This is a genomic window from Lysinibacillus sp. FSL L8-0126 (genome assembly GCF_038630385.1).
GTDB classification, from domain to species: domain Bacteria; phylum Bacillota; class Bacilli; order Bacillales_A; family Planococcaceae; genus Lysinibacillus; species Lysinibacillus fusiformis_D.
This window is the reverse complement of sequence record NZ_CP152028.1, coordinates 4076889-4103590: the sequence shown is the minus strand read 5'-3', so window position 1 is coordinate 4103590 and position 26702 is coordinate 4076889. Positions and strand designations below refer to the sequence as shown.

The following is a 26702-nucleotide window of genomic DNA, read 5'->3' as shown; positions in this document are numbered from 1 at the left end:
AACATTGTTACTCTGTTTTCATATTACACCCTACAAGTAATAACAAACTGAATAATAAGAACGTTTTGGTCCTTTTCCATTTGATTATATACATAATGTTGAAATTTTGAATGGACTGACACGATCCTCAGCGTTAGCTAGAGCGTGTAACGAGATGGAGTGATTTATGTTATAATTTACATTAATTACATAAAGAGGTGAGATAATGGGAAATGAAAAGTTAGTTTGCAAGGTTTGCGGTCGAGATACCTTTACAACTGGACAGGTTGGGGGTACGACGAGTCAAGGTAATATAAGACCTATAGGAGCAGTAATGGCAGTAGGGTCACCACTTTTGATGACTTTCTGTAAAAACTGTGGGGAAGTAGCTTCCTTTAAAGTGGTAAAACCAGAAAAATTTTAAATAATTGGTGAAAGGACCACTGAATAGAAAGTGACTCTTTTTATATAGTGAAAGTTTCAGATTACCAGATATAATCAGAGAGTCTCAATAAATTTTACTTTCACTAATGGGAGGGAGCAGGCTTAATGATTGAAATAATTTATGATACGAATTTACTCGAAGGTTCATGTTATATCGAGATTTTGCCAGATCAATACAGGGGCGAATGCTGGAATAGTTCTTCTATTTACTTTACCGAAGACAACTTCGGATACATTTTGCCTGCAATCGACAAGCATTACAAGAAATTCGATTATTTTGCTTTCAATGAAATCGAGATGGGTATATGGGATTTAATCAATCAGGAATTGGAAAGAATGAAACAATTTTTAAATAGTAAGCCCAATCCTAATTCATTAAAAGAGGGTATAGGATTTCTATACGGCTATTCAGAGCAGGAGTTCATAGAAAACTATGATACTAATGTCCAACAGCTAATTACTATGATAACTGAATTTCAATCTTGGATCATGCAAAAAAGGTCAACAACCCAGTTCATTTCTGTTTTGGGGATCTAATCTATAAGACAGGTGTGAAACGACACCAATTCAAGCATCTCGCCGTTCATTTCTCCTGAAACCCGCCCACTTGAGATTGAGTAATTAATTAATCGAGTCATATGTAGGCTATTCAAAGGGGGTTTGAAAATTAGAAATTCCACTTTGTAAATTTAAAAACACCCTCTAATTATTTGGAGGGTGTTTGAATGCTAATAAAATTAGATTGAATTTCGATAAGCGTTTAATGTTGAATTGTGCTTAGTGTTTGATAAAATTTTTTGGAGATTGTGTTTCCCCCATGGTCCTAATGTTTTAGCACTAGAGCCTAACAAACCATCCTTAGCAGCACTTTTAAGTGTTTCAATCTGTTTCGCAGAGAGTCTGGAGGTTTTGCTTTCTTCAATAATTTTACTCACACTGTTAATTCTCTCTTGACCCTTTGTAGAGGTGTTATTAGCTTCATTGCCAGTCTGTTTTGTTAACCCATAATACTTAGATGAAGACCGACGTGCCATTAAATACTGCATGTTTGAAAATTGAGAAGAGATCATAATTGAATTTACTCCTTTCTATTAAATAATTTATGAATCCATTTTGTTATCGAACAAAATCTGGAATAATTTAGTGTCAGTACATATTTTATAGACAAATATGTACATTTATTGAATTGATTTGAGCCTGGGCGTTTTTGTTTTAATGAAAAAGCAATATTGATTGTATAAATTCCATTTTTAGGTGTATGACGACCTTAGATAAAATAACCATCTGTTACACAAAAAAATTTGCATTTCTCTCTAAAGCTCATGAAATTGAATAATAAGTATGTCTTGTGCATTCGTAAAACCTTGCTAAAATATGCTTTGCGAATACATATGAAAGAGGGTAAAAGCATGAATGCTTATGATGAATATAAGCGTTCATGCTTTTTTGTTCATTGGTATATCAACGTTTGTATGGGATAAATGCAGTTTGATTTTGAAAAAATTCACGTAAATACATAGAGACTACTATAAAGAATATACATAAGAAAAACAGTCGTAAATTAGGTTGAAAGATATGCTCCAGAATCTTTCGAGCAACGTGCTATTAAGCTTTATGTATTACATGAACATGTAGTAAGAGTGGAAAAAATGCTGAATGAACTGTGCTTTCGTATAGGTAAACGCAAAGGTACTGATGTGTCGAATATCTTTCGAGGAAAGCAAACAGATGAATTACATGTCATAGCAGTTGAATTGTTTAAAAACTTAAAAAAGGGTTAAGAAGCGAGTGTAAATGGAAATCATGAAGAACTATGCAGATCTAGTAAGTAATAGCAAAATGCAGATTTAATTAATTGAGGAAGACAAAAAGAGGGAAATAAATTGGCAAATACAAATTGGAATCCAGGTTCACCAGCTATGAAAACTGAAACCGAAAACTATATCTGACAGGCTATGAAGGAAGGTATGTTTTACAAAGTGGAATAATGACAATTGATTGTTTTATAGGGTTGGATTTAGCGAAAATAAAGTAAATAGACTAATTAAAATTAAGATGCATTAATAAATTAGATGAAAAAAATGTTGAATTTTGTAATAAAATACATGATAATTATACCTGTTATATTATTTTTTACCAGGATTATTAACCTATTAACATTGATTGGGAGGATTACTATGAAAAAGATTTTAATGATAATATCAGCAGCTATAGCTATATTATTCAGTTTCTCATTTCTAGATATCGAGGGAAACAAAGCTAAAGCTTCTACTGTTGGAGAACAATTAAAAGAACCTGAGTCAGGCTGGCAGAGATTTGATGACACACATTCCGCAATTAAATATACCAATTTTCCATATCTGGGTTTCAAAGTAACCCATGCGTACAAAGGGACTACAAGCTTTAACGCCAGCTACTCAACTCAAGGAGAGGTACGATTTAAATTTAAAGGTAAGAACCTTAGAATTATTACACCTACAGGGGCTCCAGATTATAGAGCAAGTAGTGTAGACATTACTATAGATGGGATTACAGAATCTTTCTCGATGGTATTAAATAATCAATATATGAACCTATCATACGAGAAATTAGGGTTAGATGACACAGTTCATGAAGTAGTTATTGATAATTTCAAAGGAGGAAGAAGTGGATGGTCCTTATTCGGCTTGGATGCTATAGACATTGATGCTGATGGTACACTTATTCATCCAGATACGGAATTAGCTGAATCTCTAAAACTAAACAAAGAAACACTTGAACTAACAATAGGTTCTAGTGAAACTTTAGTAGCAACAATTGAACCAGAAAACACAATAAATAAAAATGTTAAATGGACAAGCGGCGATTCAGAGATTGCTTCAGTTGATGATAACGGCAATGTAATAGGGAAAAAAGCTGGTAAAGTAACGATAACTGCCACGACTACAGATGGAAGTAACTTAACAGCAACAGCTGAGGTTACAGTAAAAGAAACGGAAACAGGGGAAATTGGAACGAGAGCAATTTTAAGACTTACTATGACTAATAAAGATATTCATGAGTATGATTTATCTTTAGCAGAAATTGATCAGTTTATGAATTGGTTAGATGGTCGTGAAGAAGGACAAGGGAAACCGTATTATAAATTTAAATTAAATGTAACGACTGGAAATATTGTTGCAAGAACAGAATATATTATGTATGACAAAATTGTTAGTTTCACAGTTGATAATTATAAATAATATAGTATTTTACAGTTAGTCTTTTACAAATTTAATTTGGATATAGTTTATTCAAGCAAATTACAGGTGCTCATTATTAATGGAGTACCTGGTTTTTTTATTTTCATAAATTCATACTTGTCAAAAGGAAGCGGATGAAGTTGTATGATGAATTATGAACAACAACGATTGCTCCAAGTCAGTCCATACAAAGAAACACAAGTTTAAGAAGTACTATTAGATCAGAAAAAACTATGCACTCATTTAAAAGGGAGCACTTAGTTTTTATTTGAACTAATATTGGAATATTAAGTAATTAAAAGTATACTATTATAAAATGCTAGTGATGATCTGTTAATAATAAATTGGGAGCGATGAGCATGGTGAACGCTTTAAATTGTCCAAATTGTGCGGCCGTATTCAATCCAAAGGACAGCATTTGTGAATACTGTGGAAGTTACATCATCACATCTGAAGCAAAGCAAGTGACATACGATTTGAAGGAATTTAAAGCTACTTACAAAAAGATTTTCTTCCACGAAATTGAGATGGGTTTAAATGAATTACCAATGCGTTCTGGTCTGGCGAATATCTATTATAGTGCAACTAAATCTGATGGAGGCCGTTTGTTATTAACAAATCAACGTCTTATTTTTTGTGCTCATGTTTTAAACATTAATCCTAATTTATATTGGGAAATTAGTTTAAAGGATGTAGATCGAGTGGAGCTTGGTTTAAATCTTCTTATCTCTCAAAGAATTAAGGTTTTTGATGTGAAAGGTACTGAAACAACCTTTGTCGTTTATGGTGGGAAAAACTGGATAGCTGAAATTGAATGTGCTTTAAACCAAAATTAAATAGAAGTGACCAGGAACTTAATTAATTTTGAACTAGGTCATTTTTTTATTGCAATCACAAACTACACACAAAACCTTGCTACAAGCTTTGCTAATACATAGGAAAGAGGGGAAAAGCATGAACGCTTATGATAAATATTTGCGTTTATGTTTTTTTATTCCTTGATATATCGACGTCTGTAGGGAATATATGTGGTTGATTTTTGAAAAAAGTCACGAAAAGTAAACATTTATTCTTGTTTTCTCCTCTTAGAGATTAAGTCTATATTTTATATAAGTATTTTACTTTTTATTTGTTATTTAATTTAGAAAATTATATCAATAAATTGTATATTATGTGAATATTAACATTATAATATCCGACTTAGTAGAAATAAATTTACTATACTTTTAAAAATTGAATTGGTGTATAATATATATAGTAATAATTTGGAAGGGGAACCTATATTGAGTAGTATTTTTTTAAGCCATAATAGTGCAGATAAGCCGTTTGTAAGAAAATTAGCTAAAGACTTACAGAAAGAAGGATATTATGTCTGGGTTGATGAAGCTGAAATAAAATTAGGAGATTCTTTAATTGAAAAGATTAGAGAAGGAATTGACAAAGTAATGTATGTGGGAGTCATTCTTTCAAGTAATTCAATTGAAGCTCCTTGGGTAAAAAAAGAAGTAGATATTGCTATGAATCAAGAGATTAACGGAAAACAAGTGAAAGTATTACCCATTCTACTAGAAAATGTAGAACCTCCCGGCTTTTTATCTGGGAAGTTGTATGCCGATTTTACTACAAAAGAAGCTTACAGAAAAGGTCTGCAATTAATAAAGGAACGTTTGGATTCCCCAGTTGCTAATACTTCTGTTTATAATCAGACTCAAATGGAATATATATCCAAAAAATTAAAAGAGATGGAAGATATGTTGAACGTTTCAAAACAAGAAAAAGCATTATTGTTAGAACGCTTATCTATTGAACGTGCAAGCTTACCACAATCATTAATAAATGAAATTGAATCTGAAAGTAAATATTTCCCGAATCTAGATGATATTAATAGGAACTATTCCTTTATATGTAATGGAATGAATGTAACTGCTGGATATGTACTACATGGTATTCAAAAAGAGGCAATGAAAGGTGGGGGGCATGTTCTAGCAACATGGTGCTCTCTTAATGGGCAAGAAAAAGAACTTGCTCTATTAGTATCAGCGATCTATAGAAGATTAAATTCAAGTATAAAATAAACCAACGACTATAATTAAGAAAGAGATACTACATAACCATTGAGTATCTCTTTTACTTTTCAGCCCTTAAACAACCCTGTAAACTTATCATGCATTTTCTCAGTAGCTGCTCGCATTCCAGATGTAATATGCAACTAAATCTTCGTCGTTGTATCAGAGTTTTTATGGCCAACCTTATTCATAATGAAATTCAAGTCCACACCAGCCTCTGCCAATAAACTAATATATTTATGGCGGTAGGTGCTCCAAGTTGTCGGACAGTTTAGTTAAGTATCTTGACAGTAGGGTGGATGCCTTCCTTGTCACCAAATACAAAATCGGATTTTACCCATTCACGATCATCTTCACGCCATTGATAGAGCTGTTTCAATTTTTCTACTACAATATCATAAATATCAACGGAGCGGATGCTACCAAATGGTTTTTGTAGAGTGAGTTCGAAATTTCCTTGTATGCTTTTTTTCCATAAACAGTTTTGTAGATGTTAATAACCTTTTACTCTAAATCGACATCCTCATACTTTAAAGCAACAGCTTCTCCTGAACGCATACCAGTGAAGGCCATTGTGTATGTAGATCAATGTTCGATACATAATGTTACGGTGCTTGTCCACGTAACTTAAAAATTCCTTCAATTCATCTGTTTCTAGATAAAGCTTTGATGTTTCCTCTGTAGTAATTTCTTCTCATGTCATTTTCTTTGTTTGTACAAAAGAAGCTTCTACAGGGTTTATCTCAATTAATCCGACTTCTTTTGCTAGGCAAAATCATTTTGGCTCCATTGTGAGTGCCACGCAGTGTATTATATGCTGTACCAGATTCAAATAAATAATTAAGGACACCTTATAATTCAATAGTTGTGATGGCAGTCATTTTTTTACCGAGTAACGATTGAGTAGGGACAGACAGTAGGCACGATGTTTATTGGTCGTTTCCTTACTACCTTTCATTCGATAGAGCTTCAACCATTCTTGACTAAGCTCAACGTAATTGCATCAAAGTATATGCTTTCTTTAGCTCAGCAATTTACTCTTTTACGAGATTCGCCTTTACTTTTGCCACGACGTGTAATTGGACGACGTTTACCAGTGGAATGGATACGAGGGCCCTCACCAGTACAACACCATGTTGTCACCACCTTTATGAATTACATCCCAAATTATTCTTAGTTTCTCAACATCTTGCTCATTGCAGTAGGGGAGGTACTTATACAATTGCTGTAATGAGGTATTGTAAGTAAAAGGTTCTTTTAATGCTGGATTATAAGAAGGATCATCTGAAAAGTCTACTACTTCATCAACTTTAAGTAATCACATTTATACGCATTAGCGATTTGTTGCAATGTTTATGGTGTTGGTGTAATTGGATTACGAGTAGTACGACAATCTGTTCCTCTTTCAAGTATAGACAAGTAAGAATACGTAATGTTCATACGCTCGGCTACATCACGCAAATCTTCATCACCACGAAGTTCTTTCAACAACTTATCTAAGTTCAAATTGCTCACCTTCATCTCATTAGTTTTGAGTTCCTATATCTTTCAGCTTCTGACTATAAAATAGATTAACTTTATTTCCTATTCCAATTCAGAGGGATACAGGCATGGTACATAAAGTTGTTTGCCTTGTTTTCCTGGTATTCACATAATAGGGAGACATATGCCCTTGATGTCCAGTATGTAACAAGCACACTTGCTATTTCATGACAAAAATCTTGGTATTGTCGTTGATTCGTTAGATGTTTATTCAAAAAAATATAAGCAAGATTTTTTAAAATAGAGCTTGGTTCTTGCGAGTAAAATACTGAATTTCCAAGTTGCATCGCAATCATCTAAAAGTTTAGCTGTTGTGGTGTGAAAATGATCAGCTGATTGTATGGCCTCTTATATAATCCTCTGTCTGTGTTGTTGCAATTATAAAAACCCTCTTATTGACAGGTGGCGATTTTGAAGGTTTTAAAATTATCATGGCACAACGTAGCGTTTAACATCAAAGATCGTTCACTTAATTGGTGAGGGGCTTTTTATTTTGAGTATCTGAAACGCATTTTACTGTCAACAGATATTTAAGTACAAATTATTAATTTATGATTACAAAATGAATAGATATTACAATGTGTTTAAAGTCAAGGGGTATCTTTTAAAAACGCTGGAAATGAAACATTAGTATTACCAAATTAAATAGGAAGCGCCAAAAAATGGCGTTCTTGTTGGCGTTATGTGGCGGTCATTGTAAATTTAATGTAAATTTCACGCCAAAAAGTGGCGTGATTCAACAATGGAAATTGAAGGGTTTCGAATGATAGGATGTTAGTAACTCGAGGGTATGTTTACTATAGTAATCAATTTGTTAAGAGAATATTAAATTCGTTAATTTGGAGGGTAAATATATTGAAAAAGTTTATTATTAGTCTAATATCTACATTTATGTTGTGTGCAATGATTCTACCAAGCATAGCTTTTGCACAAGAAACTGAAATATCTGGTAATGGAAATGATGAATTTCCTGAAAAACTAAATTCTAACACTCTGATTGATAATATTGGGAATGATGAGACAGTACAACAATTTTGGGTAGGTCCTATATTTAGAGTCGTTTTACAAGCTGGAAAATATATTTCAACAATGAATAGAACAGGTAAGGTAATAAAAACTGCTAGAAATGTTGTAGCTACAGAAGCTCATATTTTTTCAAAAAAGCATCTTGATGGGGGTATACTGAGATTAGGAAAGGATAGACAGCAAATTGTAGACAGAGGGATTGATATAATTTCAAAAAATGACGACAACGGAAAATTGAAACAAGGGCATAATCAAATTTGGACAAATATTAATAATCAACCTGCCGAAGTAAGATGCTTTGTTAATAAAGATGGTCAAATAGAGAGTTTTGATATGTTCTTTCGTGCGGTAAGTCAGCCTAAACCAGGGGCAAATTTGATTATCGATTAAAAAAATGAGGATGAAAATTTCATGAAAAAATTGCATTTGAACGGACATTCACTTACACAAAATGAAAAGATATTATCTTTCGCAAGTTTTTCTGAAGATGAGAATAAAACTTACTATTATCAATATAATGGTGAAGATATAAAAGAAATATCAAGAGAATCGTATGCGAAAATTAAATTTGATAATAGATGGGGTATTATATCTAGTCAATTGGAAGTATCAAACTATTCATATATTGAAAGTATAGCAAAATGTTGGATAAGTGAAGGAGGAAAAAGAAAGTTAATTAGTCTTAGTGAATACTATAATAACACGTATGGTGAGGATTGGGGAGATAACTATGATTTTGATATAATACCAAATAATATTTTTTCTGATGTTACTAATTTTATGACATGTGCTATACGAAATGAAACGATTTGTCTTCTCTGGCCTCATAATATCATATTGCACTTTAATGAGCATGATCAGCTTGTGCAATATATTTTGTTGGAAACCTCTGACTATTATGATACATTACATAATATTTGTTCAGATGGACAAGCAGTCTGGAGTGTATCCCCGACTATGAATTCTGTTGTAAAATATAGATTTCCGAGTTTTGAAATAGAAAAAATCTACCGTTATACTACTGATGTAGAACTTGCACGAAATCCAGAAGCTATAAATGATGATCTCCATGTAATTTATTGTGAAAATGAGCTTATAGGTTTACAATACCCAGAATATATTTCTTATATTAATGAAGGATTTTATATTTGTGATATGGAAAATAAACGCATTGCAACTTTAAATCCTAACAGTGGGAAAATTGATCCATATATTGCTCTGAATTCTAAACCATTTGAATTTTTAAAATATAAAAATCAATTTGTTATTCAAACAGATACAGGAATATATCTATTGAATGAGAATGAAAAGAATGATTTTTTTGATTAAAAACTCATTAATTTGAGCTGATCCCCTTTTTGTAGACAATGTTACAATACTTACAGTCCGCTGTAGATAACATTTTCCTTAAAGGGGGTTTTTTCTATCTTGAGAAAAAGATACGCATTCAATTGAGTTGGAGAAGTAGTACAGGCTTATTTGGCGGGAGAAGAAAGGTATGCAAAAGATAGCATAAAAATACAATATTTGTAAGGTTTCACAAGTAAAGGTATGGGTGATGATTGGTAGCCATTCATAAAGGTAATTGCCACTATAATCCTGCATGGAATCCTTCTTCTCACATTTTAAAAGCGAGTGTTTGTAACTTTCACAAGATCAATCTAAAGACGAAATGATCCGAGCTGTTGAGCAGTATATCTACGTTTATAACTATAAAGCTCCCAATAACGACTCAACCACCTGACACCGATAGAATATCGACATCAGATGGCCACTTAATCTTTTTAAAACTGTCTACTTGACGGGGAGCTGTTCAGAGTACAAGCTTGGGCTTTTTTATTTCCATTAAGATTGTGGAAATTCATTTTTTAGGTAAGTAATGACTTTAAATAAATTCATTCTCTGTTACAAAAAAGTCACACTTCCCCCCGAAAACCCTCTAAGTTCAAACAAAAAGCATGTCTTTGTACATTCACACAAAACCTTGCTATAATAAGCTTTGCGAATACATAGGAAAGAGGGGAAAAGCATGAACGCTTATGATGAATATATGAAGCAGGTTGTGAAGCCGATGCGTGAGGAGCTAGTGGAGGCTGGGTTTACAGAGCTGACAACGGCTGATGCGGTGAATGAGTTTATGGCAGAGACGAAGGGGACTTCGTTAGTGGTTATTAACTCGGTATGTGGATGTGCGGCAGGACTTGCTCGTCCAGCAGCGCGCGAGGCAATTGCTGCGGTGAAGCCTGACCATCTTGTGACGGTGTTTGCAGGGCAGGATCCAGAGGCGACTGCAGCAATGCGCGGTTATTTTGAAGAGGTGCCACCGAGCTCACCGTCTATGGCGATTTTAAAGGACGGGGAACTGGCTTACTTTATTCCGCGTGAACAAATCGAGGGATTCCCTGTGGAGCAAATTGTCTCTCATTTAACTGGCGTGTTAGAGCAAACATGCGAGAACTAAAAACGATTGTGACGACAGCGGGCAGACCAGACGAAGTATCGATGGTGCTCGCTGCTTTTGCGTGTCAAACATTAGGTGCTACATTCGAGCCACGGAAAAAGCGCTCTGTTCGTAAGATTTCACAGGAGTTGCAGGCACATGTGATGGTGGCGGGGAAGAATCGCTATGAATATTATGCCTATGGGGCACAGGAGCCCTTTTTCTTTCATCCGAATTCTGCAGCGTTTCGACTAAAGCGTGTTGCTCGTGGTGAGGCAGAGCCCTTTTTGGAAGCGGCACAGCTTCAACAGGGTGATTCGGTGTTGGATTGTACATTAGGTCTTGCGGCAGATGCTATGTTAGCGGCTTATATCGTGGGGGAGACAGGCCATGTAGTAGGGCTGGAAGCAAATCCAAATGTAGCGTTTATTGTCAGTCGGGGGACGCAAACCTATGATACGTCCGAGTTACCATTAACCGCCTGTATGCGACGAATCGAGGTAGTTCAGGCTGAAGCGATTGCTTATTTAAAAACCTTGCCAGACAAGGCTTTTGATGTGGTCTATATGGACCCGATGTTTGAAGAGGTCATCGAAGAGGCGAATAATTTTCAGGCGTTACGGCTCGCGGGTGAGCACGTTACATTAACGGATGAATGGGTCTATGAGGCCAAGCGTGTAGCGAAAAAGCGGGTGGTATTAAAGGCTCATTTTCGTTCAGAGTGGTTTGCACAGTACGGTTTCCAGCAATTGACGAGAGTAACCGCGAAGTTTCATTATGGTGTGCTAGAAGTCTGACCGAGCTCCAAGAGATATAGAATATATGACAAAAGATGTCCAACCGTTCGAAATGTCTGACTTGGGCATCTTTTGTCATTTTAATTTTTGCGGAAGTGAAGTAGTAGAGGACATTATAATGCATCAGAATATCTGAAATGTGTGAGTGCTACTGAATATTGCTCTCCATGATCCTTGGATAGAGCAAGCCTTTCCACAATTTTAGCTTACGCAAATTTTCCATTAAGTTTTTTTGTTGAGATGGTTATTTATGAAGACTTAAAAAAGTTTATAATAGAATATATAAAAGCTTATGGAGGGATTGTGATGGAATTGAAGACATGTCCAAATTGTAATAGTCAGAACATTCATAAGGGTATTATTCGAGCTGGTCATGCTCCGCTCCACATGTTTCCAGAAGAATCATTTAACAAAAACGCACCACTTAATTCTCATCTAGGAAATTCCTCTAAAATAACCTCATACTATTGTCAAGATTGCGGTTATATTTTAGGTGCATTTGTAGATGAACCGAACAAACTTATTAAATAAGTTAAGAATGAAACTTTTTATGAAAATCTTAACTATAAAGAAAACTTCACTATTCGGGGCTTTTTGTTCATTTCACAAAAAATCTCATTATACTAAAATATACGAAATGAAGAACGGTAGAAATTAGCATTTCGTGATACTAGTTCACTAACTGACATTAGGCTTGATAATATGGGCAGTTCATTTGGGGGTATTTTTGGAAACAAACAGTGATGGTATCGCCATTCGTGGATTTACAAAATCATTGGCTGTTGGCAATTTCGTCTTTGCCCTCAATATTTTTGGCTATTATTTAGTCGGCTGGCTGATTGGTGCAGGGTTTTATCGCTATGGCGGCTTGTTTGGTCTAGCTTTTATAATCATGGCTTTCGTTATTGTTTTGGTACAGGCTGTTTTAGTAAGGGCTGTACTTGGTTTGCCATTAAACTCAGCGATTGTATCGTTTGATGTGCCTGCTGTGATTGCAGCCATAGGAATTTTAACAGTCATCAGCCTTGATCCGTCAACTAACAAAAGGGTTGTCATTAAAATGTAGAGTGGAAATGGAGTATGCAATAATAAAATCAGTATGCTAGGTGACATGTCCTACCATACTGATTTTTTGTCATATATCATGATGTGTATGTTGTATATAAATTTCCAATGTTTATCTACTTATAAACTGGCTTTTTTACAGAAATCACAGGTATTTGAGATTGTTCGATTTACTGAACAGGCACTGTTTGTTGAAGTAGAACTTTCATTTCCTGTGCATAGGATTCTTGATGGAAGTTTTCAGCGTGAATGTACAATTGTTCAGAGGCTCTTGTGATACCTACATACATAGTTTTTCGATATTTTAATGCTTCTTCTTTTACAGAAGTAGAGATAAATCGATCTGTATCCAATAAAAATACGATCGGAGCTTCTAATCCTTTTGCTGACTGATAAGTTGTCACAATAATTTTATGCTCAGTGGATGCTTTTTTATTTAATGATTCCGCTTTTGCTTGTAACACCTTTGGAAGTGTTTGGATGAAAGTGTTAGCTCTCTGCCAGTCTTTACAGAGTACCATTATTTCATTTGGATTATAGCCAGCTTTATAAATCAATTCCTCAATTCTTATGGCTACCTCTTCAAGTTCTCCTTCAATCATCTCGATACCATTTTCAACCGAATTTTCATACTCAATTTCCTTCATAGGGCAATAAAATTTTTCTACCTCGGCTTTTAATTTTTCATCTACACTTAAAAATTGTAGAGCTAAATCAATATGCTCATTGGCTGAACGATAGGCTTTTTTTAGTAATTTACTTCTGCCGCGCATGTCTAAAATAGGGTCAATTTCTGTCCAAGGTGTATCTGTTGAACGGTAGAGACCTTGTAAGCGATCGCCAGCTAAAAATAAATTAATGCTGTTTTTTTCTTCTTTTTTACTATCAATAGTTTTAAAAGTCTTACAGCTTTGAATGGCTAAACGAATCCAATCGTCTAAAAAATCTTGGTATTCATCAATTAAAATTGCATCATACTTCGGTTTAGCTTTTTGTAGAGACAAACTTGGCAAATCATAGTCCCACCATTTTTGCTGTTCATCACCAGATAGTTTTGGGACAGAGGCATGTGCTATATCTAGTGCAAACTTGTGGAAGGTACTGATTTCAATATTCTCAATATGTATATCTAAAAATGATAAATTTTCTGCTAAGCTTTTTACTTTTTGTTCTAGTTTTGTAGCTAAACTTCTATTGTATGTTAAAACGCGTATTTTCCAATCGGGGTTTTCTCTAATCAAATGAATTGCTCTTGCTAAAAGCATAACTGTTTTTCCACTGCCAGGTACTCCCGTCACCATATAATGACCGTATGAAATATTTTTAGCAAATCGTTCTTGCTCAGCATCTAATGCAGCAATTAGTTCCTGCGTGTGGTTTTCACTTGTAGAGAGAATTTGAATCTCCGGGAAGATAATTGCTCTGAGCATCTTCAAATACATAGGGCTTAAAGGCTTAATTTCTGAAAATAAGTCTGAGATTTCTAAACCGTTAAAATCCTCCGATAATAGATAGTGTGCGGGTTTCTGATTAAAAACATCTGCTAAGTGATTTTCTTCAAAGGCAGCTCTTTTTAAATGAGGCAAAATAGCAAAGGAAGAGAGCTTCACATCTAGTTCACCTTGCGTGTTGTATAATCTATCATCCATTGAAAATAAGCCTTCCAGAGATTTATAATATTGACCAGCTTTAAATACTGGATTAACTAGTTTTTCCCCATTGATATTTTTAATTTCTAGACGAGTCCAAGAGGCAAGGTAGTCAATACTCCAGTCCTTCACTTCTAAAATACTTACTCCTCTTAAACAATCAATTAGAATAAAATCTGGAATAAGATTTTTAATCTTGGGTTGAATATAGAGATAGGCATCACTTTGTTGTGTTTTATATAAATTTTTAATCTTATTGAGCACACTGCGCTCGCCCTTAGTTAATGTAGGAAGATCATTTGGTATGATATGTAGCAAAATATATTAACCTCCAAATATTAGTGTGTTATACAATATTTATAATACACTATATATTGTAAAAAACAACAACTTTAGTCTTGTGGTAAAAAAGCATTATTATAAGCTAAAACATTGGTTATTTAAAATAAGATCCTTTCTAAAGAGGAATTTTTATGAGTCTTTAGGTATATGAATTAGAAAGAGTAAAGAGTGAAAAAAGAGTGTGAAATTGTATTTTGTATAAAATATTTTACTTATTTAATTCACTGTGCTATAATAAGAGACGTGCTATTTTAGGTAGCATATTTCTGTAATCTGGCATTCTGCTTTTTGTTTTTGTAGATACTTATTCACACTGGCGCATGCTTTGGGGCTGCAAGGACGCAAAAGATGGTAGGGTTTGCGTTGCTTAAGTTAGAAGGCACACAGTGGAATTTTACCGCGGTGATGAAACGAATCTGGTTTCAAGATAATATTCCCCAGACGATTGGGTTGAGACTTTTACAATTTACGAGAATGTTACCTATAAATACTAAAGGGGTAGTTTCGCAATAGCGAGGCTGCCCCTTGTCTAATTTTCCCAGCCTGTCGTCCCTAGCTACAACAGGCTTTTTTGGTATACATTACCGTTTACTCTATACCTTAAATAAGTGATAATAAAAGCATGAATTTTAGTAAGAATCTAAATTCCGACATAAAAAAACTGAAAAATCAAAAAGGTGAGGGATATTTATGGAAACAATGAGCACACAATCCACGAATGTGTTTACACAAATAACAGAAATGGCTGCAGCACGGCAAGAAAATAGGGAACAGCTAGTATCACTTTATTGTCAAGAAAGGCTCCTTTATCGTTTATCTGTCTCATCATATAACGATCAATTTTACTTAGCAGGGGATTTATTATTATTTGCATTAACAGAGGGATTGGTGAAGCCCACAAAAGAAATCACACTGCTAGCGAAGCCGAGTGCTCGTCAACAGGAAATAGTGAAACAAGCATTGAAAGAAATTTGTTCGATTGCAGTACCAGAGGATGGCATTGAGTGGAACGCAGAAAAAATAGAGAGTGCTTTAACAGAAGACGGTATTCATTTCACAATACCAGCTACACTAGGCCAAACAACAACATACATAGAAGTAAGAATAACCTATAAAGAAAGTGTGCCAGTGACACCGAAAACCATTATGTTTCCAACCTTACTAGCCAGCGAGGTGGCTGTGCTTTATACATATCCAACGGAATTCGTGATAGCACAAAAATTTATCGAAATGTATCAATATCCAGCCTTAGAGAAAACATCAAAAGCAATGTTGGAAGTTAATCAACTGTTGCAAACCCAAAACATAGAAGGACGTATCTTACAGGCGTATATAGAAGCATTATTTGAGCGCCATCATTTTACAATTGAGCTAAACACTACACTCGAATTAACAGGCGTACTAAAACAATTTTTCAGCCCAATTCATGAAGTGCTATTGGCTGAGCATGAATTTTTCCAGCAGTGGCACTTTGACAATCAGGCTTGGCAATAACGATAGAAACCCGCGGACATTATGTTGTTCGCGGGTTTCTGCATAGTATGAGTAGTTATATGGGAATAGAATAAACATTTTTAGTTATCATCTAACGCATCAATGTATTAAGAAGTAGACATTATAAACTAAAAAAGGAGAGCGGATTTATCTATTATGACTGATGAATTTTCTCTTCTAGAATCACTAAGGGATTAGGTGAAGAATAGGATAAAGCTGGCTAGCTTATGTGTTCAGGAGATTGTTCAAACAGGCGAATTGCTGTGCAGCCGACAAAAAATATGTCTGAGGCGGGGAAAATTTTGCAAGAGGTATAGTTAGATAAAGTATTTTTGCTTGCCTTGACATCCTCAAATAGTATTTGTTATGTTGTAAATCTGAATGAGAATGATAATCATTGAAGCTGTATGATCTATGGGAAGGAGCAATCTAATGGACAGGATCAATAATGTTCATTTCGTGGCAATATTATGAATATAAGCGAAGAAATTCAACTGTGGAATCAAGTCGTCATTCGTGTACTGGACATTCGGGTAAAACGACTTGGGCGTGGTGACGAAATTCGTAATTATGTAACACCAGCAAGCACGTTTATGTTTGTGGCAAATGGACGGGCTGAGCTGTGGGTAAACGATGAAGTATGGCTATCCGAACGGTTTCATTTAATACATATCGGCAAGGGGCAGCGGATAACGGTTCAATCTACTGACTTTCTTGACATCTACATGATTTTATACAATGCTTCTTTGCCAGCTTCAGCATTGCGGGAGTTTCATATGATGATGCAAACAGACAATCCATTTATGAAAAGTTGGGCAGTGTCGCCATCCGAACCGCTCGTTATGTTGGAGAGGCTAGAAACAATGTTGAGCGATTGGCAACAAATAGATAATGGGCAGATAGACAAAGAGAAAGACATGAAGGATGTCCATGAATTAAGAAGATTGAAGGCTAAGGGGGAGTTCATCCGTTTCGTCCATGCAGCGTTACAGGAGCGGATGGAGCTTGCACACGCCCCAACGTTGGCTGAACAAGTTGTCCGCTATATCGCAAGGAATTATCGTGGAATGATTTCCATGGAGCAGTTGGCCCATCAAATGAATTACACCCCACAGTATGTTTCAAGGAAATTTAAAGAGCAGATGGGATGCAGCCCACTTGATTATACGATTCGATTACGCATAGACTTGGCACGAAATTTGCTGTGTGATACCGAAGCGACGCTACAAGAAATAGCTGCTTATGTTGGTTATCCAGACACAGTCTATTTTAACCGTATGTTTAAGAAACAAACAGGTATAACTCCAGGGGAATATCGCAGGCAATACCAGTTTGTAGGTTCGAAAGATACTATGAATTGGACAGATTTGTCCATTGTTGCTCCACATACAGCCATGTATCATTTAAACGGTAATGATATTCATTATCAATTAATGTTAGATGGAGGAAATGATATGGCAATGAGTAAAAAAAATATGTTAGCGATGACACTATTGTGTCTAACAATGGTTACATCGGCATGCGGGACATCATCAGAAGGGACAAAGGGAACTAGTGGCGCAGCCAAATCTGATCAATTGAATGCAGAAGCACCTGCCAATATCGAAATGCGAACAATTAAGACCGCTCTCGGAGATGTGGAAGTGCCTGCGCATCCACAACGTGTAGCAGCATCGGCATTTTTAGGTACCGTGTTGGCACTAGACGTCCAACCAGTGGCATCTGATTTTTTATTGATGGAAAGTCCGTATTTAGAAGGGATGCTTGACGGTGTCACTAATGTGGGAGATTCGCTTGAAGCACTGGTTGATTTGAAACCAGATTTAATCATTACAAATATTAATAAAGAAGAAACAGTGGACAAATATTCGCTCATCGCGCCAACAGTGGCTATGCCTTATAATAGCTTTGAAAGTATTCAGGAGGAAATGCGATATTTCGGTGATTTATTAGACAAAAAGGATGTCGCTGAACAATGGATTACCGATTTTGAGAGTCGCACAAGTAAGTTACATGATGAAGTTCAAGCTGTACTTGATGAGGGAGAGACCATCTCCATCATGCAGGAGTATGATGGAAAGGTATTCTTATTCGGGCCGAAGTCTGGACGAGGTGGGCGAATCATGTATGAAATATTGGGCGCGAATCCACCTGCTACGATTCCCGAACATATGCTAGCTGAATCATTTTATGAATTTTCACTGGAATTGCTTCCTGAATATACTGGAGATTATTTGGTTTTAACAACAGAATCGACATTGGAGGAACTACAGGCTGATCCGATTTGGGGTAACCTGCCTGCGATTCGCGATGGAAAAGTATTCTTGTGGACTGAAAGCCAGTCATGGTTTAGAGACCCAATTGCTGTAGAAGGGCAAATAGACAATTTAGCTAATTGGATTTTGGAAGCTGCCAAAACAAAATAGATATTGTAGCGTAAGAACTGACTTATTTAGGTCAAGTAGCTGAAAAATATTGTCTTCTTCATCATCTCGTTTTTCCTCTATTATTTAAAATGAATTTAATCTCTTTACAGATTCCTAACAAGGCTCTAGAAAGTAACCGATTAAAAGTTGCTTTCTAGAGCCTTCCCTTGTCGCAATTTCCTATGTATAGATAACTCGTCTGCTTTTTGCAAATTTCTTACTAATGTATGATGATAGGTAAAAATTAATAAATTGTGACAATTGATACTACCATCAATCATTTTATTGCATCCTTCTGCCCTAAATACAAAATAAACAATATATTTAGGGAAAGAAACGATTAAAAAACGATGAAAAACAATCCATATGTCTTTATAAAAGATAGTTTAAACCCTTTTTTGTGAAAATTAGTGACATTTAATATGATATGTACATTAGATAATCTATGAACGCCCCTAGCCAAAAGATCAAAAGTGTACACACTCATGGGTGATGGCGCGTTGTATGGATACGGTTAACGTTCATAAATGGGATAGTATAATCAGAAGTTCTATAGTATAGGAGGTCAAATGAAAAATGAATATTAACAACGTAAAAGGAATGATGAATTACAATAATGTATTACATGGTACAAATAATAAGTCTAAGTTCAATAGTATCTCGAATCAATTTAATCATTTCAAAGATGCAGTAGAACTCTCTAGTACAGGAAAAACAGTGATGGAAACACTTGATAAGGGCACAGCAATCAAAACGACACTTTATGTAGATTCCTATACCTATAACCAAATTTTAAACTACACTACCAATAATCCTGAATGTCAATGGAGTGAAATGGGCTTTGATGGTGAAAAACGTTGGGTTGTTGTGAATGGACAACGTTTCGAGTGTCCATTAAGCGAAAAAGAAAAAGCAGCTAGAAAAAGGGCGCAATTTACACTTTTAGATTACATGGAGGAACATAGATTACAGAAGGAGAAGACTAGGCTAAAACATAAAAAATATGAGCAAATAGACATTGATTTTACCGGCACATCTAATGCTAGTATCCTTGGAATTGATCCTAAAATCGATCATTTATTGAGCAATGAAAAAGCAATAAACATGCTTAAAGATATTTCTAAATATACAAATGGAAAGATCTCTTTATCGTCTAATATATAATTACTTTTTTAGACCGAATTGTAATTTAGGTAATCGTTGATAACTAAATACAGTTTTCTGTGGATGTCAATCAGAGCTAGTATACTTTAAAGCTTTTACAGTTTGGAACGCCTCTTTTAAAGGCGTGTCTATTCGCTTTTAACAATAAAATGAGTTCTACAAATACTAGTAACTATATGCATGAATCAATCAATGTAACAACTAGCTACTAATTTAGCTATAAGGTTCTTAAATACGAAGCATAAAATTTTCGATTCTATCCCATTCTTTGTGTATCAAAATAGTACTTAGAAAGGAAAGGAGATAAACGTGAATTTAAATTCCCTTTCTATCGAAAATCTACTTCTCACACAAACACTCCTTCAAGAATTGCCTGAAAATAAAACATTAAATTTATCAGAAAAACAAAAAGCTTCTTTCAAACAAATATTAACAGAAGCCCTTCTTAAGAGTTCAGATACAAAAAATTTATCTGATTTACAAAACCAACTGTTTTTAAAAAATCCTACATTATTTAATATGATCAATTTAAATAATCAGAGTGGTTTTCTAAATCTACTCGAAGCTCAATTAGATGAGGATCATTATCTATCCAAAGTGCAAAAACAACTATTAAAAAGTACTGATTTAACGAGCGAAGGATTTATCTCACCTTCTTCAAATATAGTTATTAACACGTTAGTAAATTCTAGATTAAAACCAAATAAAATGGCGGCTAAGTCTCATGTAGACAAACATAATACAGCTAAAGCAAAAGCATCATATCCACAACAAATCCCAATAATTTTAAGTACAAATATGGGTGAAATGTTCTCAAGAATTCAACAAATTACATCTAGTTTTTGGTTTAGAAATCCATTTTCTCTTTGAAGAAACTGAGGTTTAAATATCTTCTGTCGGTTGAAGAGGCGGTACACCACTGCCTTTTTCGAAGGTATTGGTTTTAACTTTTCTTAGCTTAGTAAGAGACGTTTAAGTTGAACAAAATAGACTGTTTCTTTAAAATTTGAATAATTGTTGTATGATAATAATCTGCTGATTCCAAAATAGCAACAAGTATTCGTCCTATTATCGATTGAATCGCTATTATATACCTCGTAAACTTATTCGATTTTTCACAATTAAGCTTTATAAGAGAATTTCCCTATATGAATCTCTTTTTTGAGAATCCTGCATCTTACTTCCCACTTAGCTATATTACTTCCTGCTACTGCACTCATTTTTTACCTCCTCTAACCACTATACCTTTGTTTGTTATACAAGATATACATCCCAACCAACCCGCAACATATTTTTACTTTCATTTTTGGAAAATAATAAATCAATCCTTATCGTTCAAGTTGAATTCATTTTTTGTGACATTTTACTATTTAAACGAATGGACTGATAAGAATTATGCGTATTTAGCTTCTATTTGTGCTGCGTTTATATAGAATAATAAGCGATTTTTTTAATTTCAGAGAAAAATCAAATCAATAAATTATGACAATTTATGCTAATTTTTGTTGTTTTTTATATCCTTCTGCCATAAATACAAAATAAACAATATATTTAAGGATAGAAACTATTAAAAAAATAGTAAAATCAATCCATATGTCTTTATAAAAGATAGTTTTAACCCTTTTTTGTGAAAATTTGTGACATTCGATATTATATTTATATTAAATAATCTATTAATATTAGATATTTAATAAAAAAATATTAGGAGGGTTTCACAATGAAAAATAAAATAATACTGTATGGTGTAGTAACGAGTACTTTATTGGCAGGCGGTCCCTTTTCTAATAATGCAAGTGCTTCTGAAAATCAAGGACTGACGGGGAATAATATTGGAGTTGTTTCAAGCAACATAAAAGCGGCTGAACAAAGTCAACATAAAAATAGTGCCTATCAAGATATTGATGAAAGAGTGAAAAAGATGTTGATCAGTGCTGCTTTTGATGGTACAGAATATAGATACCACCATATAAAAGATACCGAATTAAACGGTAATATTATAGAAGGGTCTATGATTGAAAACGCTCAAATTTTGACAATTGGAGAAAATATTTTAGAAAATAATCTAGGGCATGAGGTAACGTTATTTACTAGTGGATATGAGCATGAATTTAAGGAAATGACTAGTACAACCAATACTTCAGGTTGGACATTTGGATATAACTACAATGCAACCCTATCTGTAATGATGGTCTCAGCTTCGCAAAGTTTTAGTGTTGATTATAATATGTCCACTTCAAACACTACAGAGAAATCACAAGTTAGAAAGTTCACTGTGCCTCCACAAGGATTTCCTGTTCCAGCAGGGAAAAAATATAAAGTTGAGTATGTATTTGAAAAAATAACAATATCGGGCAGAAACAGACTGAATGCAGATTTATATGGGGACGCTACTTATTATTACAATAATTTACCGATGAGCCCTCAACTTTTATATTCTGCCATGAACTTTGCTTCAGATACTCAAGGATTTGAACGCGTAATTAGAGATAATGCAGAAGGAAATGATCGATTTGGAATTAGAGCGACGGGCGAAGGACGATTTAGCACAGAATTCGGTACACGTTTATATGCTAAAATAACAGATATTACAGATTCGAAAAAGCCCGTAACAATAGAAACAAAAAAAATTCCTGTTAATTTTGAAACCCTTTCTGTGGCTACTAAAATAATTGAATAAGAATAGGAGCATGCAATACCCTTAGCGTATTAAAAGTAAGGGTATTGCATTTTTATATTGCCTCTAAAAATTGGATAACATTTTACATTATCAAAATTTTTATAGCTATAGGTAAGTTACAATGAATGGCAATCGAAACGATAGATTATCAATCAACTTTGTGAACAAAACATTCTTGGAAAACACTAAATCAATCCTAATCGTTCAAGTTGAATTCATTTTTTGTGAAATTTACCCTAGGAGAAATACTTCCATATTCTTGCCTAAAGCATATGAATTATTTTTTGTGACATTTTAATATTTAAACGAATGGACCGATAAGAATTATGCGTATTTATCTTCTAATTGCGCTACATTTATACAGTGAATGAACCAATATAGAATAATAAACGATGTTATTTTTAGTATTTTTGTTTAATTTAATGAAGATTCGCAATTGAAAATAATAATCTGTATGATTGTAACAAAGGAAAAGCAACATGATTTCCAAGAAAGGAGGAACCACATGAGAAATTTTTTCGAAGATCAATATATAAATAGTGGTGAGCAACAAATAATAAACTTAGTTAGTGAAATTAGTGAATATAAAGGAAAGTTGACCGCTTACCAAGAGCAAAGACCTGATATGTTCACTAGGCTTGCAAAAGCGATGCCACTACAATATATAAAAAACTATGTTTCTGTATATGAGGATATAAAAGTTTCTAATAAGCGATTAAAAGAACTTATTTTAGAAGATATGATACCCCAATCGATCTCAGAAGATGCGATATTTTGTTATTATGAAACGCTGACACTTGTACATGAAAAATCTAGTGCTTTCTCTATTAGTCCAGATACTATACAAGAATTGCATTTTCAATTAGTTCATTTTATTACCTCTGACGGTGCAAAATGGCGCCAAAAGCCATTCTCTATCCCGGGAATTCCGGAGAAAGGGATGCACACGATTGTTTATCGTCCTCTTCCTCCTGAAAATATCCCAATGGCTGTAGAACAATTATGCAACCAGTACAATGTATTAAACCATAAAAAAGAGTTACCTACACTTATATTGATAGCTCGTTTTATATTCAATCTTTATTGTATAATCCCATTTAGTCAAGGTAATGGTAGATTAATGCTTATGTTAATGCAATTATTACTAGTAAAAAGCGGACATACATTTGTTAAATATGTTTGTTTAGATGAATATATCAAGAAAAGAGAGGCAGAATACTATGAAGCCGTCTATCAATCTTCGGTAAATTGGTATTGTAATGGGCATAATATGAGCTTCTGGTTAAAAACATTCTTATCTATTATTTTAGAGGCTTATAAAAATCTACATAACAGAATACGGGATTCTATATGTAGACATACTAAGATAGAGCGAATTCAGAATTTTATTCTTAACCAAGAACAACCCTTTACGAAAGAATACATTCGAAGTATTTATCCTGATATAGCCGAAAGTACAATTAGTAAAGCTTTAACTGATTTACAAGTAGGTGGTGAAATTAAACTGATTTCAAAAGGGAGAAATGCGTGCTGGATGAAAGTCAAATCTTGAAGTCGGAGGACTGCATAAGTCAGAAAAAACAGTAGTAATGCGAAAAGGAATATTGGAATTACACCGGCCAAGTCACTTATCCATGCTCCACGTTCGACCACTGTGCAAATGGTAGGAATGAAAACGAAATGTGCTAAAAACTAACTGAGAAAAATAACAAATTGTATTGGTTGTAAAACGTTGGTCATTTTATGTTATACCACCTCCTAATGATACTCCTCTTGTTTGATGCCATCTAATCTAAGTGGACATGTTTTAGTTTCTATTGACTCACATAAACTCCCTTATTATATCTCTAGATAAGAATTCCACGTTCTCCATATTGACGCCAAATAGGTCGAATTTAGTTGGACGATCAAGGCGATATGAAAATAAATTTTTTCAAACATACATTCAGTATTAGCAGAATCCACTCATATCTAGCAGGGGGCAACATCTCCTTTTCTTTAATGATTATACGAAGATGAAAGAGTTCTATTTTATAAAAATTCCATGTCATGATGAAGAATACATTCCTCCAAAAAAATCAGCAGATTCAAGATTAAGCCTGTGGATATTTGGGGGAATTTTATTCTATGATGGAACTTATTTTTATGAAATCTAAGTATGACTATAATCGTAGGGTTCAGTTATATTTTTTAGAAAAAACGAGGTATCTTCACATAAACTACAGATTGCGTGGTTATAATGGCTAACTAGGGGGAGATCTTAATGAACTACAAGATTCTTGTAATAGAAGATGATTTAGAAATTCAAGAATTAATTAAGCAGTTTTTGAAGACACAAAATTATACTTTAGCGGTGGCGTCAGATGGAGTAGAGGGAATAAAGAAATTAAATACTCAACCCTTTGATTTAATTCTTCTTGATGTGATGATGCCAAATCTAAATGGATTTGAAGTAGCCAAAATGATTCGTAGTCAATCTAATATACCGATTATTTTCCTAACGGCATTAGAAGAAGAACAAGATCAAATGAAGGGCTTTGATCTTGGTATTGACGATTATATAACGAAGCCATTCTCATTTCATGTGTTGATTAGACGTGTACAAGCCATTCTCAGAAGAAGCAATTATAAAAATCGGGGTAACGATTTACATTTTAATGAACTTAATGTTGATTGTGACGGATACAAAGCTTATGTAAATAAAGAGGAAATATCTTTAACGACAAAGGAATTCGAGATTTTACAACTATTACTTCATAACGAAAAAAAAGTACTTACTAGAGAAATCATTGTAGAAAAAGTTTGGGGATATGATTATTCAGGAGAAACACGGATGATTGATACACATATAAAAAATTTAAGAAAAAAATTAAATATACCCTATATTAAAACAGTCAAGGGTATTGGATATAAAATTGATGAGTAGGATTGTAGACATCATGAAGATGAAAAAAATAACCTATAAACTTTTTATGATTACTTCTCTTATATTGCTATCTTTTGCAGTATTAATTTATTTAACATTATACTTCTTCCTTCCAACATTTTACGAACAATATAAAACAAACCAACTCCAATCAGGTATGATCGACATCATTAAAAAATCAGAAAAAATAAAATTAGAACATGCAAAAAATCTTTTGGACGAGTACTCCAAAGAAAATAATGCCATCATTTACCTACAAGAAAAGGACGGAAATATTATCTACTCGCCTTCGTTCATGATTCAGGGAAATTCGCCGCCACCAATTATTACTGAAAAAACAACACCATTACAAAATGAAGAAACAGTAAATGCATTTCATAAATCTTTCCCCATTCAATTTCTAGATGAAGGTAATTTAATCGTGAATGTATTTGCTACATTTCAACCTATCGATGAAGCTTCACAGGTCTTAGTACGTTTTCTCCCTTATATTAGCATCATAGTAGTGGGTATTGGATTGGGCAGTGCCTATCTATATTCAAGATTTATTACAAAACCACTCCTTTATATAAATGAGCGTGCGCAAAAGATGGCAAACCTTGATTTTTCCGAAAATATAGTAGTTCGTTCCAATGATGAGTTAGAGGAATTATCTAATAGCTTAAATGAAATGTCGAATAACTTGCAAAAGACAATGAATGATTTACAAATAGCAAATGAGCAATTAAAAGATGATATTGAAAGAGAAAGAAAAATCGAAACAAAACGTAGGGAGTTTTTCACTACAGTTGCACATGAATTAAAAACGCCACTCACTGTCATGAAAGGTTATATAGAAGGGATGATTTATAATATCGGACCTTATCAAAATCGTGACTACTATTTAGAAAAAAACCGTAAAATTATTGAAAGAACAGAACAACTCGTCCGTGAAATTTTAAGTATGTCCAAACTAGAACAAGATACATTTAAAATTCAAGCAAGAGAAATAAATCTCCTAGATTTAATTGAGACTATTACGAAGGACCTCGCTTTTTTTGCATCTCAGAAAAATATTAGAATCATTAACAAAATCCCACCAGATAATTACGTATTTACAGACAGTGATTTATTAGAAAAAGCATTAAAAAATATTATCCATAATGCAATTATGTATTCACCACAGGGAGAAACTGTATATTTAGCATTGACGGAGGATTCAAAACAAAACCAGATTCAAATCCAAATCATTAATACAGGTGTACAAATAAAAGCAGACGAACTACAACAATTGTTTCAGCCTTTTTATAGAATCGAAAAATCAAGAAATAGGAACACTGGTGGAAGTGGCTTAGGCTTATATATTGTCAAACAAATATTTCAATCACTCTCTATTAATTATTCAGTGGATAATATGGAGAATGGTATTCAATTTTTAGTGACATTTCCTGAAAGGTAAATAATT

At 34.0% G+C, this 26702-nt stretch carries 22 protein-coding genes; 19 read left to right on the top strand and 3 right to left on the bottom strand.

Features of this window, described 5'->3' with window-relative positions:
- The first annotated feature begins 205 nt into the window (after positions 1–205).
- The gene (locus MHI34_RS19785; RefSeq protein WP_342503852.1) at positions 206–403 is read left to right on the top strand and encodes a hypothetical protein; all 198 of its coding nucleotides are present in this window, start codon (positions 206–208) and stop codon (positions 401–403) included.
- Positions 404–528: 125 nt separating this feature from the next.
- The gene (locus tag MHI34_RS19780) at positions 529–960 is read left to right on the top strand and encodes a hypothetical protein (RefSeq protein WP_271913226.1); all 432 of its coding nucleotides are present in this window, start codon (positions 529–531) and stop codon (positions 958–960) included.
- 200 nt (positions 961–1160) lie between these two features.
- On the opposite strand, the gene MHI34_RS19775 is transcribed toward MHI34_RS19780, so the two are convergent.
- Positions 1161–1493 carry a hypothetical protein gene (locus MHI34_RS19775; RefSeq protein WP_340808897.1) on the bottom strand — a complete coding sequence of 111 codons (333 nt, stop codon included), beginning with the start codon at positions 1491–1493 and terminating at the stop codon, positions 1161–1163.
- Between the two features lie 579 nt (positions 1494–2072).
- Here MHI34_RS19775 and MHI34_RS19770 point away from each other — a divergent pair.
- From MHI34_RS19770 to MHI34_RS19755, 4 genes are all read left to right on the top strand, one after another.
- Positions 2073–2204: a hypothetical protein gene (locus MHI34_RS19770; protein ID WP_330494035.1), complete on the top strand. Its 132-nt coding sequence runs from the start codon at positions 2073–2075 to the stop codon at positions 2202–2204.
- A gap of 396 nt (positions 2205–2600) precedes the next feature.
- Positions 2601–3644: an Ig-like domain-containing protein gene (locus MHI34_RS19765; RefSeq protein ID WP_058843093.1), complete on the top strand. Its 1044-nt coding sequence runs from the start codon at positions 2601–2603 to the stop codon at positions 3642–3644.
- A gap of 359 nt (positions 3645–4003) precedes the next feature.
- Positions 4004–4480, top strand: coding sequence for a hypothetical protein (locus tag MHI34_RS19760; protein WP_342503851.1), 477 nt, complete (start codon positions 4004–4006; stop codon positions 4478–4480).
- 447 nt (positions 4481–4927) lie between these two features.
- A complete protein-coding gene (locus MHI34_RS19755) occupies positions 4928–5719 on the top strand; it encodes a toll/interleukin-1 receptor domain-containing protein (protein ID WP_342503850.1) in 792 nt (263 codons plus the stop codon).
- A 1344-nt stretch (positions 5720–7063) separates the two neighbouring features.
- Here MHI34_RS19755 and MHI34_RS19750 read toward each other — a convergent pair.
- Positions 7064–7216 (bottom strand): hypothetical protein, encoded by a 153-nt coding sequence (locus MHI34_RS19750; RefSeq protein ID WP_342503849.1) that lies wholly within the window; start codon positions 7214–7216, stop codon positions 7064–7066.
- An 891-nt stretch (positions 7217–8107) separates the two neighbouring features.
- On the opposite strand from MHI34_RS19750, the gene MHI34_RS19745 reads away from it, so the two are divergent.
- From MHI34_RS19745 to MHI34_RS19725, 5 genes are all read left to right on the top strand, one after another.
- On the top strand, positions 8108–8668 hold the full coding sequence (locus MHI34_RS19745) for a hypothetical protein (RefSeq protein ID WP_342503848.1): 561 nt from the start codon (positions 8108–8110) through the stop codon (positions 8666–8668).
- A 21-nt stretch (positions 8669–8689) separates the two neighbouring features.
- The gene (locus MHI34_RS19740; RefSeq protein WP_342503847.1) at positions 8690–9607 is read left to right on the top strand and encodes a hypothetical protein; all 918 of its coding nucleotides are present in this window, start codon (positions 8690–8692) and stop codon (positions 9605–9607) included.
- Positions 9608–10307: 700 nt separating this feature from the next.
- Entirely contained in the window at positions 10308–10739 is a 432-nt protein-coding gene (locus tag MHI34_RS19735; RefSeq protein ID WP_036122610.1) for a BrxA/BrxB family bacilliredoxin, read from the top strand.
- Positions 10727–11515 carry a class I SAM-dependent methyltransferase gene (locus MHI34_RS19730; RefSeq protein WP_330494033.1) on the top strand — a complete coding sequence of 263 codons (789 nt, stop codon included), beginning with the start codon at positions 10727–10729 and terminating at the stop codon, positions 11513–11515. The genes MHI34_RS19735 and MHI34_RS19730 overlap by 13 nt, the downstream gene beginning before the upstream one ends.
- Before the next feature lie 727 nt (positions 11516–12242).
- On the top strand, positions 12243–12581 hold the full coding sequence (locus MHI34_RS19725) for a hypothetical protein (protein ID WP_330494031.1): 339 nt from the start codon (positions 12243–12245) through the stop codon (positions 12579–12581).
- A 169-nt stretch (positions 12582–12750) separates the two neighbouring features.
- Here MHI34_RS19725 and MHI34_RS19720 read toward each other — a convergent pair whose 3' ends face one another.
- Positions 12751–14547: a UvrD-helicase domain-containing protein gene (locus tag MHI34_RS19720; RefSeq protein WP_342503846.1), complete on the bottom strand. Its 1797-nt coding sequence runs from the start codon at positions 14545–14547 to the stop codon at positions 12751–12753.
- Positions 14548–15261: 714 nt separating this feature from the next.
- Between MHI34_RS19720 and MHI34_RS19715 the strand changes: the two genes are divergently transcribed.
- The 8 genes from MHI34_RS19715 (at position 15262) to MHI34_RS19680 (ending at position 26696) form a co-directional block, all read left to right on the top strand.
- A complete protein-coding gene (locus MHI34_RS19715; protein ID WP_058843099.1) occupies positions 15262–16065 on the top strand; it encodes a nucleotidyl transferase AbiEii/AbiGii toxin family protein in 804 nt (267 codons plus the stop codon).
- A gap of 470 nt (positions 16066–16535) precedes the next feature.
- Complete coding sequence (locus MHI34_RS19710; protein ID WP_342503845.1) at positions 16536–18491, top strand: AraC family transcriptional regulator; 1956 nt, start codon at positions 16536–16538, stop codon at positions 18489–18491.
- A gap of 576 nt (positions 18492–19067) precedes the next feature.
- Entirely contained in the window at positions 19068–19655 is a 588-nt protein-coding gene (locus tag MHI34_RS19705) for a hypothetical protein (protein ID WP_342503844.1), read from the top strand.
- A 309-nt stretch (positions 19656–19964) separates the two neighbouring features.
- The gene (locus MHI34_RS19700; protein WP_342503843.1) at positions 19965–20525 is read left to right on the top strand and encodes a hypothetical protein; all 561 of its coding nucleotides are present in this window, start codon (positions 19965–19967) and stop codon (positions 20523–20525) included.
- Positions 20526–21372: 847 nt separating this feature from the next.
- The gene (locus MHI34_RS19695; RefSeq protein ID WP_342503842.1) at positions 21373–22332 is read left to right on the top strand and encodes an ETX/MTX2 family pore-forming toxin; all 960 of its coding nucleotides are present in this window, start codon (positions 21373–21375) and stop codon (positions 22330–22332) included.
- 505 nt (positions 22333–22837) lie between these two features.
- Complete coding sequence (locus MHI34_RS19690; RefSeq protein WP_058843103.1) at positions 22838–23884, top strand: Fic family protein; 1047 nt, start codon at positions 22838–22840, stop codon at positions 23882–23884.
- Between the two features lie 711 nt (positions 23885–24595).
- Entirely contained in the window at positions 24596–25258 is a 663-nt protein-coding gene (locus MHI34_RS19685) for a response regulator transcription factor (protein ID WP_058843104.1), read from the top strand.
- Positions 25251–26696, top strand: a complete 1446-nt coding sequence (locus MHI34_RS19680; protein WP_342503841.1) for a HAMP domain-containing sensor histidine kinase — start codon at positions 25251–25253, stop codon at positions 26694–26696. The genes MHI34_RS19685 and MHI34_RS19680 overlap by 8 nt, the downstream gene beginning before the upstream one ends.
- Positions 26697–26702: the final 6 nt, after the last annotated feature.